This is a genomic window from Gilliamella sp. LMG 34361, assembly GCF_984569075.1.
In genome coordinates this window covers 906,278-921,624 of the sequence record NZ_OZ474903.1, presented here as the reverse complement: position 1 = coordinate 921,624, position 15,347 = coordinate 906,278, and the positions used below count along the sequence as shown (strand labels likewise).

The following is a 15,347-nucleotide window of genomic DNA, read 5'->3' as shown; positions in this document are numbered from 1 at the left end:
GCGGTTATTAAAGTCAAAAATAAATAATTTGAGGTAAGATGATTGAGATTTATTGACTGATTGTCAGTCATAGCTTTTTGTGCTTAACTCAATCAAAAGAGTGGAAAGCTAAGTTAGTGAGTATGATCAATATCATTGATAATTAAAAAGAAATACTAGTTATCTCTATCTGATTCTATATAATAGATTATAGGAATTATTCAGGGGTTATTATTAAAGGTTTTTGCACATGACAAATCAGTTTAATAAACCACGTTGGCTACGTGATCTATTAAGGTTTTTGCCGTTAAAAAGTCAGTTTGTATTGTCGGGTAACATTAGGGATTTACAAGCGTGTGAAGTGGCTCCTGAAGTTATTACACCACAAACATTTGAGTTAACTTTATATCGTGCTCTTCGTGAAGTAGGATATAGTCAAGTACTTATTTGGAATCCTTTACTGGGGCTTTATGGTTTACAAACGCCTGATTTACCAGCTGTTGGTATTGATGAGTTATTACATCAAATAGGATTAATACCTGAAGGAGGACGAGCCGCTGCGGGCATTGATTCATTGGCAAACACTTTAGAAAACGTTGTTAATCTTAATAATGACGAACCTGTGGCATTAATTATTGATTTTGCCTCACAGCTAACCATTCGTGCTGATAACCTCACTGCCGCAGAGCATCAACTGTTTACCCGAGCATTAGTCCTTTCCCATCAAGCGCGTGCAAGACCTGCCGGAACAAATCGTAACCCTTTTTTTAATACACTAATTTGGTTGGTAGAAAAAGAGGGGGATTTACCTGACTGGTTATTAGTAAATAATCCACGAATTCGTCATATTCCAGTTTCTAAACCAGACAGCACCTTTCGTCGAGCATTAGCCTCTGCATTAATAAAAGGCCTTTCTGGTTGGCAACAAGCCACTCCAGAATTGCTGGCGAAAGCGGAAGCAACCTTTGTTAATAGCACCGAAGGCATGTTATTGCTTGATATGAATGCTATTACCACATTAGCGAGAGTTGAGGGATTGACCATTAATGATATCTCTGATGCCGTAAGACGTTATAAAGTAGGTGTAACCGAAGACCCTTGGCAGAAAATCGAACGGCAAAAAATAGAACAAGCAGATGACTTTGTATATCAACGAGTTAAAGGACAAAATCATGCGGTTGTCCATATGCTCGACATTATAAAGCGGGCTATTACGGGAGTAGGCGTTAACCGAAAAGGCAATAGACCCCGCGGAGTAGTTTTTTTAGCAGGTCCAACTGGTGTAGGTAAAACAGAGCTTGCCAAGACAATTACCAGTTTACTCTTTAATGATGAAAGCGCTTATATTCGCTTTGATATGTCTGAGTTTAGTTCAGAATTTGCCGATCAACGCTTAATTGGTTCACCGCCTGGTTATATTGGGTATGACGTGGGGGGAGAGCTAACCAATGCGATCCGTGAAAAACCATTTAGTGTCGTATTATTTGATGAGATTGAAAAGGCCCATCCTCGTGTTATGGATAAATTTTTACAGATTTTAGATGATGGTGTTCTTACATCCGGACGAGGCGAACGGGTATATTTTTCCGAGGCACTCATTATTTTCACTTCCAATCTGGGGATTTTTAAACTGAGCGAAACCGAGGAGCGTATTGCTAATGTATCGGCCGAGGACCAATTTGATGAAGTTCAAGCAAAAGTTAAAAATGAGATTGAGCGGCATTTTAAATTTGTTTTAAATCGCCCGGAAATCTTAAATCGAATAGGTGAAAATATCATTGTATTTGACTTTATTCGCCCTGATGTAGCCGACCAAATATTCCAACAAATGATCGATGGTGTGATTGAAGATTTACAAACACAAGGGCTAATTTTATCTTTTACGCCCGAAGCATTAGAAAGTTTGAAAAAGATAGCTTTAGCTGATTTATCTAATGGTGGTCGAGGAATACGTAATCAAATTGAGGCTTATCTATTAAATCCATTGGCGCGTGAGTTGTTTAAGTTAAACCCTCAAGTCGGTCAATCATTAGTGGTTACTCAGTTGCAAATGGGTCGATTAACCTTGGAGTAAATGGTGTTAACAGTTGGTATATCACGTGTTCATTTTCCGGTTACAACACTAGGCCCTGGTAGGCGACTGGGCATTTGGTTTCAAGGCTGTAGTTTACGTTGTGAGGGATGTATTTCAGTTGATACTTGGGCAACTGCAAAAACGTTTATTCCCATCGATAAACTGATGATGGGGCTCTCCACTTACCTGCCTTTGGTTGATGGCATTACTATTTCTGGCGGCGAACCCTTCGATCAATTTGATGCCTTGTTAGCCATTGTGAGCCAGTTACGAGAAAAAACCAAAGTTGATATTTTAGTGTATACCGGCTATAGCATCGAAGATATCAACGATCAGTTACAACAGATTAAACCTTATATTGATGTATTAATCAGTGATCCTTTTCAACGACAAAGTTCACAAACTTTAAGGTTAAGGGGCAGTGATAATCAACGCTTACACTGTTTTACATCACAAGCAAAAGAAAAATTTGCTTATTATCAACAAGCCGTGACAACTGAGGATAAAGTATTAGATGTCATGTTTGATGCAGAAGGTGTCATCTGGTTCGCAGGCATTCCTAGACGTGATGATTTCATAAAATTAGAAACCCTTTTAAAGCGGCAAGGACACCAATTAAAAGTGACCGCTGACAAAGTAAAGAATTAAGGATTTTAGCATGGCGATGATGCGGTTTTGTCCTAATTGTCAAACCGAGCGATCTCTTCAAGAGATTTTTTGTGAAGGAACTATCAATGGTCAACCCTGCGGTTGGGATTTGTCAGCCGTTACTATTAGTGAAGCAGGATGGCGCCCGCAAAGTGTTGTAACGGTTAATGATGTGTTACCACAAAATCATGTAGCGCTCTGTGTTAATGGTCATATCATGGAGGCTGGTGATTTAATTTGCATGGAGTGTGGTGCAGATTTAGCCGAGACAACCGAGATAGATAGTTCAGAAAATAGAGAACAACTACCTTCTGACCAAGAAGAACACGTAACCGACGCCCAAATTACGACCATTGATGATTGGCAATTACTGCAACTCATTAACCAAACTGATGGAGTGCGTCAACGTTACTTAGTCAAAAGATTGCATGATGAAAAACGGGCGGTATTAACACTTTATCATGCTGGTGCTGAGCCTAATATTGAGGTGTATGAGGTGTTACGTAACCTGCCTCGTGAACATGTGCCAGAAATTATTGCTAAAGGTCGTTGGAACGATCAGGCTTATGTTGTGGCAGAAGAGTTAACCGGTGGTATGTTAGCTGACCTTGGTATGGTCATAAATGACATGGATACTATTCGTCATGTCATGACTGAGTTAGGTCAAGCACTCAATACATTTACCGCTGCAGGTTTACGTCATTGTGATTTACGACCAAATAACTTATTAGTACGTACCAAAGAGCCTTTGGATTTGGTGATCACTGGCTTTGGTTCATCTAGGCTCTCCGAATTTGATTTAGAAGTCATATCGCCTTTGGCAACTACCTTTTATACCTCACCAGAAGTCGTCGCCGGTGGTGTAAGTGTTGCTTCCGATTGGTGGAGTTTGGGCATGATTCTACTGGAGCAATTGACCCAAGGTAATTGCTTTGTCGGACTTAACACCCAAGCATTTATCATTCAAGTATTGGCCAATGGTATAGATATACCAACCACTTTAGATCCACGGTTACAGTTGCTATTAAGAGGACTGCTGACCAAAGACCATCATCAGCGTTGGCAATGGCCTGAAGTTCAAGCATGGATTAATGGCGAAGCGGTAGAAGCCGCCGAAAATTTGCCATCGACGGTGCAAGAAGTTGATCTTGATAAGAGTATTTTCTTAGCAGGAAAAAGCTACCATAGAATTAAATTATTTGCGTTAAATGCGGCTAACCCAGTTAATTGGCAGGAAGCAACTGAGCTTTTGTCCCGAGGTAATTTGATTACATGGTTGGAGCAAACAGCTTTTGACGCAACTAACTTAGCTACTATTAGAGAGGTGATGCGTAAGCAGGATTTAACCCCAGATATGCAATTGATGGTGGTTTTAAAGATCTTAAATCCAGATATGCCGCTCATTCTCAACGGTGATATTGTCACACCAAATTGGCTATTGCAACATCCTAATGACGGTTACCAACTTATTACAGGCGTTATTCCAAGCTTACTAAAAACGTCTGAAGTGTGGTTATGGCGTTTACATGAGCGTGCTAATGTGGTTCGCCAGCGCGCATTAAATTTACAAATAAAACTTGATGAAGAAATTTTAAGAATTCATTTGTTATCAGCTTCACGTGCCCAATTAGCCGCGTTATGGTTAGAGAAAAATGCCCTGTTTCCCGCTGCGAATAATGCGGGGATATTGTCATTATTAGAGCGACGAACCATTAGCGAAGAAGATTTAATTGTTTTACTCAGTGCTGAACTTGGGCAGTTTAAATCCTTAGATACCGTCATTAAGGAGTCACGAGCATTAGGAAAAAAATTGCGTATTGATATAGCTGATGATGAAGCGTTAACAGCGTTAATCGCCAAGCCTCGTTTAACACTTTATCAACAGCTAAATGAAAGGATCACCGGATTTGCCAGTACAGGTTTGGATGAAGTAGATCAGTGGGCAGAACAATACCGCCTTGAAAAACGCATGCCATTATCAAGGTTGTTGGTTTTATTAAGTATTGCCCCAGAAAAATGGGTACAACCACATAAACGGCAGTATACCTCACAGATTATTGATTTTTTCCATAAAAAAGTCACTACATCTATCTTGCAAGGTCCTTTGGTGAGAATGCGCCTAGGAATGTACACTGCACGTGTCGATATTCATTTATTGGGTACCCAAGCAACGTCAGCGAGTAAATTGCTCGATCATATTGTTCAGCGCAATAACCGACAGCAAGCCATCGATGTAGCCGCTTTTCAAGCCAACAACCTCATAGAGTATCAGTTGCGTAATTTACACCGTCAATCCAATCTCTATAAAAGAGATACCGGAATTGATGGATTATACATGGGGTTCCCCTTTTTACTTTATCAAGAGCCTAATAGCTATCGACTACCTCGTATTGCTCCGCTATTACTTTGGCCGATTAAACTCAATTATGACATGGGCACTCGCAATCGTATTACGTTAGCTTTTGATAATGAACGTGAAGAGATTAGAGTTAATCCTGCATTAGAAGGCATATTAGGAAAGACGTTGTATGAGAATTGTAAAGGCGTTATAGATGAGTTACTCGCTAGATCTGCACTGACGACACTTGAAGTCATGGATGCCTTGGCTACTTTAGGGCATGTATTGTCTCAACAAGTACAAAACCTACCTATTAGCGTTGAAGCTGAGCGTGGTGAATTGTGCTTTGCATGTTCAGCGGTCTTATTTGATGTAAACTTCTTAGGTCAATCCATCGGTGAAGATCTTAATCGCTTAAAGAAATTATCACCGGTTAATACCGCATTAGAGACAGCATTGCGATTAAAACCTTATCAAGCAGTTGCACAGACTCCAGAAAAACCTGAAGAGTTAGATCGCTATTTTTCAGTAGCTAGTGACCCTTCGCAAGAAAATGCCGTTTTACAAGCCAGACAGCAATCAGGGCTATTAATTGAAGGACCACCAGGGACAGGTAAAAGCCAGACAATTGTAAATATGGTGGGTGATGCGATTGGCCAAAATAAAACCGTGTTGATAGTTTGCCAGAAAAAAGCCGCCTTAGAGGTCGTATATAAACGCTTAGTCGCCGAAGGACTAGATGCACGCAGTATTATGATCAATGATATTAATGCGAATAGAAATTCTGTGATTAATAGTATCCGTGAACAACTGGATTTATTATTTAAATCTCCTAAAAGAACCGATTGGATCGAAAAACGTAAACAAGTTGCCGCCCAAATTACCGATTTAGAAAATCGTTTAGATAGTTATCATCAGGCACTACATCAAACAGACCCGCAAACACAGTTAAGTTATAGAGAGTTACTTGCTGATTTAATTGGCATAAGTCAACACTATCAGTTATTTGCGGCACCTCTGTTAAGACCAGTGCTGAGTGATTGCAATCCACAACAGTTAATGGCTTTGAAAAATGAGTGTGCACCGTTGGTGCGTTTTTGGTTACCAGCCAGTTATGAAAATAGCCCATTAATTCATCTAAAAGCATTTTCCCATGATTTAGCAACGCTAGAGGATTTTAAAAAATTCTTTAGCTATTTTTTAACCGTTGAACAACTAAGAATCAATAAGTTGAGTAGCAGCGCGCGGTTTGAAATAGACAATCCCAAACCCTACCAGCAATGGATTGAAACTGAGGGAAATCATTTTTTAACCATTTCAGAAAGTATTCGATCGCGGTTAGTTAAATGGTTAATTTTGTTTAAACAAAGTGCCCAGACTTCAGCTGAGCTAGACGGTGACTCACTGATAAGGCAACTGACTCTACTGCAAGAGCGCTTAGCTCTGTTAACTGAAAGCAGTCGGTGTAATTTATCGCTTAGACTATGTTTACTAGAGTCTGATGTATTAAATGATTTAACAAACAAAGCAAGACTGATGGTCATGCCTAAGCCTTGGTATAGTTTTTTAAGTATTAAACGCTATAAAGCAAAACGGACGTTATTAGCTTATTTAATATCACAAGGCGAACTGCCGAATGTAGAGGCTATTGTTAAGCTTTATAATGCTTTGGTGCTTGAACAAGAATATCGCCCCATTCGTCAAGAAATACAGGCGATTTTCGCTAAACTACAACTGCCAGTGCCTGACGACCATAGCAATCTTAATATTAAAAATGTTGTCAATGAAACATTAATAAGTTTACAAGAGGTAAAAAAGTGGGCAGAAAGGATTATGGCTGCCCCGCACAGTGAAGAAGTGGAAAAGTCAGTTCTACAAAGTAAAGTGGCATTTCAACACTTATTAAATGATTATCATACCGCTTTTGAAAGATATGCTGTACGCAAAGCCTCATTAGAGGCATTACTGCCGTTAATAAATTATTTTGAAGATGCATTCTATGCAAACTGCAAAACAGCCATCGAAAACAATGCTGTTTCACCTATATTACTGGTAGAAATTAACCGTGTGCTTGATACCCTTGAAGCTTACCAATACTTTAGAAAACGAGTTCCGCAATTATCAACCAAAGCGATGAAATTGTTTGAACGTTTAAGGCATTATCAGCAAGAGTTAAGCAATTTAGCTGTGACTGCGCTCGATAAAAGTTTTAGACAATTATTAGATTATGAGGCTAAACAGACATGGAAAACCCGTATTGAGCAAGACAACCCCGTACTGCTGACTGATGAGGATGAAATACAACAACAAATTCAGGCTTTAGCTACGGCCGATCAAAAGATCCGCGAGTTAAATAAGACTCTGTTTAGGCACAACATTCCTGTCAAAAAGTTAGCGAGTGCTAGACAATGGGAGGATATCACACGATTAACCGGGCAACGCGCAAGAAGATTACGCGAGTTTATCGAGCAAGGTGAACCGTTAGGACTCATGAGTTTAAGGCCTATTTGGTTAATGAATCCCGATATTGTGAGCCGACTATTACCATTAAAATCAGGCTTATTTGATGTGGTTATTTTTGATGAAGCCTCTCAAATGCCGATCGAATATGCAATACCAGCACTTTATCGCGGTAAGGCAGCGGTCGTCAGTGGCGATGAAAAGCAAATGCCACCTAGCTCTTTCTTTAGTTCTCAAGTGGAGCTTGAGGAAGATTTAGATCTAAACTTAACCGCTGAATTAACCGCTGAAGAGCAGCAAGAGGTATTGCAAGGTCAATGGAACTCAAAAGAAATTATGGATTGCCCTGATTTATTGCAACTTGCACGTTCGGTGTTACCTACCACGAGCTTACAAATTCACTATCGTTCGGCATATCGAGAGTTAATCGATTATTCAAATGCCGCTTTTTATATGAATCAATTAAATATACCGGTTCGTCATCCTTTAGATACGATTAAACAAGCTCAGCCTATAGAATATATTTGGGCAGATGGTGTCTATGAACAGCAAACCAATCTTAAAGAAGCCCAAAAAGTGGTTCAAGTAGTATCGAAAATTTGGCAACACTCTTTGGATGAACGTCCTTCTATAGGCGTCGTTACCTTTAATAAAAAACAGGCAGATTTAATTGAGAAACTCTTTTATGAAAAAGCCGCTGACGATGAAAAGTTTGCCTACATTTATAAAGAAGAAAATCAACGGATGGATAGAGGCGAAGATATGTCCATTTTCATTAAAAATGTTGAAAATGTACAGGGTGATGAGCGTGATATTATTGTATTTTCGACAACCTTTGGCTGTAATGAGAAAGGAATTTTTAGACGTAATTTCGGTGTATTAAGTCAACAAGGGGGGGAAAGACGGCTCAATGTTGCCATTACACGAGCTCGTAAAAAAGTCGTTCTGGTCTCCTCTATGCCAATAAACGATATTTCTGACATGTTATCCGGTAAACAGATCGCCACTAACCCAAGAGATTATTTACAATGCTATTTAGCTTATGCTAAAGCGCTATCAGAGGGTCATTTTGACTATAGTAACGATTTACTTAATCGAGTTGCAGGCAATGGTCAGCTTGTTCTCGAAAACGCTGAGACTAAGCAACAAGATGCCTTTCTGGATGATGTTGAAGCCTTTATCCAGTCCTTGGGTGTTGGATATATGCGACAATCCTGTAATGACGTATTCGCGCTTGATTTTGCGATTGAGGATCCGGCGACCAAACTCTACAGTATCGGCATTGAATGTGATGCCCCGATTAATCCATTATTAACCCATGCTCGAGCTCGTGATATTTGGCGACAATCAGTTTTAAAACAGGCAATTCCTAACATTTTACGCATTTCATCACGTAATTGGTATGCAAATAAAGAACAAGAAAAGCAACGTTTAAAAACGTTAGTTGAAACAGTATTAACACCTGAGGTAAGTCAATGAGTGGACCAAAAGTTGTCAGAATTACTACGAAACAAGAAATCACGGCTACCTGTAAAGGCCATTTAGCCCGTCTTGATCAAGCGATCAAACAATGGCAAAAATCGATGGTCAAGCTGGGAGAAACAGATGAAAATTATTATGAAGCGATCCTTGCAACACGAAAAAACTTTGATCAGATGTTTGAAGAGAAACTTTTCTCAGAAATACCCAAACAGGTTTTGGTGGCAATATCCAATCTAGACGATGATATTGCTAAACGTCGACAATTAAAGATAGCTGCGAAAAGCCAGCATGCTATTGAAGTAAAGCAAGCCAAAGAAAATATCAAAGCTCTGGTTAATTTATTAAATCATAAACAAATAGCTATCTCAGATGAATTCAATAACGAATTACAGGCTGCAATTAAAGGAAAATATCAGGGTAATATTAATCAGCTTTTAACTAAAGCCTTTAGTTTACTCAAACCTAACGACACCACAAAACTATCACAACAGCAACAAGCTTTGCTAAATCGTATGGTGGAAGATAACACTACGGAAACCTTTGCAAGTTTGCTAGAAAAACAACATATTGAATTACAGAAAGATCCTTATATTCAAAAAATTGAGCACTACCTTGCTGAATTATCATTTGAACAAAGAGAAATTTATGAGGTATTTATTGAGCGTTCAAATGCCATTGAGAAACAACCAGTAGATAGCCGTCAAAAACTACTGCTTGATAGTATTGTGCTAGACTTGGCTCAAGCGGTTAAAGAGGCCAAGGAGCGCAATGCATTACAGACACAATTGGAATTATTAATAGCTGAATTAAATCAAAAAACAGTGGAGCCTTTAGATTTTGATTTAAATACACTCGATACGATTAATATTAACCAATTGAAAGAATTAATTGATAGCTGTGAACAAACACTGGCACATATAACCGAAAAAACCGTAGCAACTTACAGACAACAAGCTATTTTGCAAGGATTGGCTAGTCTTGGGTATGAAGTTCGACATGGTATGGATACTAAGTGGGTGAAAGATGGACGATTAGTTTTACGTAATCCATCTACACCAGGCTACGGTATTGAGTTAGCTGGTAAAGCAGAAGCTGCACGCATGCAGATACGAGCTGTTAAATTGACTGGCGAAAATAATCAACAACGTGATAACGACATAGAAACCCTTTGGTGTGGTGATTTTCATAAGTTACAGCAATGGTTAGCCAAACAAGGTTCATACTTAACAATTGAAAAAGCATTACCTGTTGGTGCTGTGGCGCTAAAATCTGTTACAACCACTGAAAATGATGCTTTAGAAGGAACGACAACGCAAACAACATTAACTTCTACCAAAAGATAGATAACGACTGGTTTATAGACTAACCATATGTCGTTTATACAAATCGATAATCAGCCACTGACATAACCAACCACCATTGCTATTGAGGTGACTGATGTCGCTTAACCAAGCAATATTTGGTTGGTCGGAATTAAACTGCTTGGCTAACTGAGGTATTCACCACCGGTGACCAATATTTTGCAATATTCCCCCTCAGTTTGCATATTCCTCCTTGATGAGTAAATAGTTCTCTACACTCCTCTTTTTCCTAATGTAAAAAAATACTAACGAGCTTTTGTGGTAATAAAAATCTAGCCCTCTTACTTTGTTTAACAGCATAATTTCTAATATATTTAATGAAATCAGATTATTAAAAGATAATATCTTGTAAGCATTTGCCCAATCATCTTCAAATTCAATCATTGCTACATCAACCTAAGAAACTACTAAAAATAACTCAGTCACATCAATTCCACTTAAATTTTCCTCAACTAATACCGGCTGACGGTATAGACTCCTCAATTATTTTTACAACAAGAGTAAATAATTATTTTTAAAAGACACCAATGACATTTAGGAAAAAGTGGAGATATTGCAACTTGACACTACTTTAAAATCGCGGGACGATAAGGCTATTAAATTAGCTTAATTTGATATGATGACTATGACTGACACGCATTATTCTATCTCTCCGCTTGATTTTAGTGATGAGCAAATCACTGTCCCCTATCTAAAACAGCAACTCGATACGTTTCAACAATGGTCGATCACTCAATTCGAAAACCATGTTGATATTGATGATTTAGTCCATTTACGTAGTCAATTTATCGATCAGCTACTTAAACGATTATGGCTTTACTATCAAATTCCAGAACACGTTTCATCACTCTTTAAAAAAAATCGCATTGTACTTATTGCTGTTGGTGGTTATGGACGTTGTGAGCTACATCCTTTGTCAGATATTGATATTTTGATATTAAGCGATAACTCACTCACCAAAGAGCTTGAAAAACAGGTAGGTGATTTGGTTCGTATACTTTGGGATCTTCATCTAGATATTGGTCATAGTGTCAGAACATTAAAGACCTGTCTGCAAGAAGCTAAAAATGATATCACTATCATGACTAATTTAATTGAATCACGACTGATTGCAGGAAGTGAGTCATTACTTAAGGAACTTCAAACTCACATTTTTAGTGATAAAATTTGGCCTTCACCGGCGTTTTATCAAGCCAAAATTAAAGAGCAACAAGAAAGGCACCAACAGTATCATAGTACCACCTATAATTTAGAGCCCGATTTAAAAAATAGTCCGGGTGGCTTGCGTGATATGCAGATTATCCAATGGATTGCTATCCGCCATTTTGGTGGCGAGTTTTTGCAAAAAATTGCCCATTTTGACTATTTAACACCCGAAGAAGTTGAAGAATTTAAAACATGTCGCAAATTTCTATGGCGCATGCGTTTTGCTCTTCACTGCGTTATCAACCGCTATGACAATCGTTTGTTATTCGATCGTCAACTAAGTATCGCTAAAATGTTGGGCTATAGTGGTGAAGGCAATACACCGGTTGAAAACATGATGCATGATTATTATCGGGTGGCACATAATATTACCGAACTCAATCAGATGCTGTTGCAATTATTTGATGAGTCACTATTAAAACGTAATTCACAATATAAAACCTATGATATTGATGAGCATTTCCAGAGCAGAGATAACCTAATTGATGTTAAACATAATAGTATCTTTACTGATGATCCGGTGATGATTCTTAAACTGTTCTATACACTTTTGCTTAATCCTCAAATTACCGGGCTTTACTCGAATACCATTCGGCAACTTCGTTCAGCAAGGCGGAAACTGACCTATTTATTGTGTGAAAAACCTGAAGCCAGAACGTTGTTTATGAAAATAATCAAACATCCTGACGCAATTAAAAAAGCTATTTTGCCCATGCATCGATATGGGATTTTGGCGGTTTATATTCCTGATTGGCAACAAATTTCAGGGATGATGCAGTTTGATTTGTTTCACACCTATACTGTCGATGAGCACACGATCCGATTATTGTTAGAACTCAATCTTTTACGCTCAGAAGAAGGTAAACAAAAACACCCAAATAGTTCAACGGTATTTGCCAAATTATCCAAACCAGAATTGCTAATTATTACCGGATTATTTCATGATATCGGCAAAGGTCGACATGGTGATCATTCGGAAATAGGCGCTAAATTAGTCGAATCTTTTTGTCAATTACATGAACTCGATGCGAAAGATACCGATTTGATTGTTTGGTTAGTTCGTTATCATTTATTGATGTCGGTAACTGCGCAAAGTCGAGATCTCCAAGATCCCGATGTTATTCGCGAATTTATTCAATTAGTAAAAAGCAAACGCCGTTTACAATATTTACTCTGTTTAACGGTTGCCGATGTTTGTGCCACCAATGAAACCTTATGGAATAGTTGGAAGCAGAGCTTAATGCGTGAGCTCTACTTAACCGCTAAACGATCATTTGATTCTGGCATTCATCAAATACCAGAACAACGAAGTATTGCTCGTCAACATAAACAGCAAGCACTAACTGAACTACTGGCACAAAATTACGATGAGCAAATGATAAAAAACCTTTGGCAAGATTATCGCGTCGATTACTTTTTGCGCTATAGTGCTGAACAGATCGTTTGGCACGCTCAACTATTATTAAATCATGATTTGAGTCAAACATTAGTTTCGATTAATCCCAATCCATATCATGGTGGCAGCGAAATCATCATTTACTCATCTGATAGACCTTTTTTATTTGCCGCAGCATGTAATGCGTTAAGTATGTTAAATTTGAGTATTCATGATGCATTGATTATTACCAATAAAAATGGATTTGCATTAGATACCTTTATTGTGCTTGAACCTAATGGACAAATTGTGCCAGAAAATCGACACCAAGATATTATCCAAGCGCTGCATAAAGTACTACATCAATCGGTCTACAAAGGTGTGACAATAAAACCCGCTAAACAGCGACTACGTTCATTTTCTGTACCAACACAAGTCAACTTTATTTCGTCATTTAACGAAAATCAAACTTATATGGAACTCATTGCGCTTGATAAACCAGGTTTACTTGCTTGCGTTGGTGAAGTGTTTGCAAAATTAGACTTATCGCTAAGCAGTGCTAAAATAGCCACAATTGGCGAACATATTGAAGATCTGTTTATTCTAACCGATAAACACAATAAAGCCCTTGATGATAACACCTGTCAAAAACTAACCGAATCGATAGTTGAAACTATTGATTCAATAAATTAATTAACCAAAAAGTTTAAAGTTAAAATTATGCAATTTTTCCTTATTTTGTTTCCTATTTTTTGTATTTTTATTGTTGGATTTATTGGCCAAAAGATTCTTAATTTTGATGTTGCTAATCTTTCAAAAATGTCGCTATATGTGTTATCGCCCTTTTTGGCATTTAAAACATTTTATACGCATACCTTAACCAGCGATTATTTAATCTATATTGCTTATCTTATTGGACTCTGTTTTTCCTTGGTAGTTATTGTCAGCATCTGGTCAATGATAATGAAGTATTCGGTCAAACAACGCTGTGCAATGATTTTAAGTTCGTGTTTTATGAACAATGGTAATTATGGTACACCTGTATTACTGGTTTTTTTTGGCACGATCGGTTTTGATCTAGGTGTCATAATGATGGTGTTACAACAATTTGTTATGAGCACTGTTGGCATCTATTATGCAGCCAAAGGCAGTACACATAGTGATATTGTCAGTCAAAAAGACGTTATTAACAAAGTAATTAGAATGCCGGTTGCCTATGGTGCCTTTGCTGGTATTCTTTTCCAACTGTGTCAAATACCATTATCAAAATCGATTATGACTTCGATTAGTATGATCGGTGATTCTTCCATTGTGATAATTATGATTATTTTGGGCATGCAATTGGCCAAAATCAAAATTAAACAACTTGATTATCCAAAACTTTCTTTTGCTTTAGTAACGAGGATGGTTATATCACCGCTGGTCGCTTTTGCAATGGTCTATTTTATGCCTATTACTCCAATGGCAAAACAAATCCTTATTGTTCTAGCAGCAATGCCAAGTGCTGCCAATACCACACTAATGTCAGTTCAATTTGATACTAACCCAGCACTGGTATCAAGTGCTACTTTAGTCAGTACTTTATTGAGTTTAATTACATTACCAATCGTACTCTCTTTAGTTGGTGCACCAATTCCTTTTTAAATAGAAGCGATGCATCAAAGAGTTTGAAAATCAGCTAGTTAAATCCTGATTAATCGTCAGGATTTAGTCTTGATAAAATTTAATCGTTACTCAGCCACTCTTGCTCAAATTGATTAACAAATTCAACTAAAATTTTATGCCGTTGTTCGGCGATCTGTTTAGCTGTGTCAGTATTCATCATCTCTTTGAGTAAAAATAACTTTTCATAGAAGTGATTTATTACTGTATTGGGCTGTTTATAATTGTCTTCATTAAGTTTCGTTCGCGGTGGAATGTTTGGATCGTGCATAATATTATGCTTATTACCACCATAATAAAAAGTACGACCAATACCTATTGCGCCAATAGCATCAAGTCGGTCAGCATCTTGAACTATTTGTCCTTCCAACGATAACTCGTTTTTTTGTGAAAGATTTTTCCGATAAGACATATTTTCGATAATAGCAAAAATAGCATTAATCTCGTTATTGGTTACCTTTAATAATTGCAGATAATCACGCAATTCAATTATTGCTTTATCAACATCCTCAACTACTTTCTCATCAATGACATCATGTAAGTAAGCACTCATCAATACAATAAATGCATCTGCTTGTAGCTGATCATTAAGGATTTTTTCGGCTAATTTTACAACTCGTTCAATATGCGCCATATCATGGCCGGAAAAATCATGCGAAAGCTTTTGTTGAACAAATAGTTTAATCGAATTAAGAATTAGTTGTTGTTGAGCAGTTATTCGGTTGGTCATTTTATTAGGCTTAATTACAAATGGTAATGATA

The 15,347-nt window shown here is 37.8% G+C and carries 7 protein-coding genes; 6 read left to right on the top strand and 1 reads right to left on the bottom strand.

Features of this window, described 5'->3' with window-relative positions:
- Nucleotides 1–229 precede the first annotated feature (229 nt).
- From AC5LXI_RS04320 to AC5LXI_RS04295, 6 genes are all read left to right on the top strand, one after another.
- Nucleotides 230–2,053, top strand: coding sequence for an AAA family ATPase (locus AC5LXI_RS04320; RefSeq protein ID WP_493443670.1), 1,824 nt, complete (start codon nucleotides 230–232; stop codon nucleotides 2,051–2,053).
- A gap of 3 nt (nucleotides 2,054–2,056) precedes the next feature.
- Entirely contained in the window at nucleotides 2,057–2,701 is a 645-nt protein-coding gene (locus tag AC5LXI_RS04315; protein WP_493443669.1) for a 4Fe-4S single cluster domain-containing protein, read from the top strand.
- 10 nt (nucleotides 2,702–2,711) lie between these two features.
- A complete protein-coding gene (locus AC5LXI_RS04310) occupies nucleotides 2,712–8,978 on the top strand; it encodes a protein kinase domain-containing protein (protein ID WP_493443668.1) in 6,267 nt (2,088 codons plus the stop codon).
- Entirely contained in the window at nucleotides 8,975–10,324 is a 1,350-nt protein-coding gene (locus tag AC5LXI_RS04305) for a hypothetical protein (RefSeq protein WP_493443667.1), read from the top strand. Before AC5LXI_RS04310 ends, AC5LXI_RS04305 begins: the two co-directional genes overlap by 4 nt.
- 643 nt (nucleotides 10,325–10,967) lie before the next feature.
- The gene (glnD, locus tag AC5LXI_RS04300) at nucleotides 10,968–13,616 is read left to right on the top strand and encodes a bifunctional uridylyltransferase/uridylyl-removing protein GlnD (protein ID WP_493443666.1); all 2,649 of its coding nucleotides are present in this window, start codon (nucleotides 10,968–10,970) and stop codon (nucleotides 13,614–13,616) included.
- A 27-nt stretch (nucleotides 13,617–13,643) separates the two neighbouring features.
- Nucleotides 13,644–14,567, top strand: a complete 924-nt coding sequence (locus tag AC5LXI_RS04295; protein ID WP_065577615.1) for an AEC family transporter — start codon at nucleotides 13,644–13,646, stop codon at nucleotides 14,565–14,567.
- A 79-nt stretch (nucleotides 14,568–14,646) separates the two neighbouring features.
- On the opposite strand, the gene AC5LXI_RS04290 is transcribed toward AC5LXI_RS04295, so the two are convergent.
- Nucleotides 14,647–15,315, bottom strand: coding sequence for an HD domain-containing protein (locus AC5LXI_RS04290; protein ID WP_493443665.1), 669 nt, complete (start codon nucleotides 15,313–15,315; stop codon nucleotides 14,647–14,649).
- Between the last annotated feature and the right edge of the window lie 32 nt (nucleotides 15,316–15,347).

Bases quoted from the DNA above. Each gene is read 5' to 3' on its own strand.
- AC5LXI_RS04320 (WP_493443670.1), top strand. From the start codon at position 230: ATGACAAATCAGTTTAATAAACCACGTTGGCTACGTGATCTATTAAGG.
- AC5LXI_RS04310 (WP_493443668.1), top strand. From the start codon at position 2,712: ATGGCGATGATGCGGTTTTGTCCTAATTGTCAAACCGAGCGATCTCTT.
- AC5LXI_RS04295 (WP_065577615.1), top strand. From the start codon at position 13,644: ATGCAATTTTTCCTTATTTTGTTTCCTATTTTTTGTATTTTTATTGTT.
- glnD (WP_493443666.1), top strand. From the start codon at position 10,968: ATGACTGACACGCATTATTCTATCTCTCCGCTTGATTTTAGTGATGAG.
- AC5LXI_RS04305 (WP_493443667.1), top strand. From the start codon at position 8,975: ATGAGTGGACCAAAAGTTGTCAGAATTACTACGAAACAAGAAATCACG.
- AC5LXI_RS04290 (WP_493443665.1), bottom strand. From the start codon at position 15,315: ATGACCAACCGAATAACTGCTCAACAACAACTAATTCTTAATTCGATT.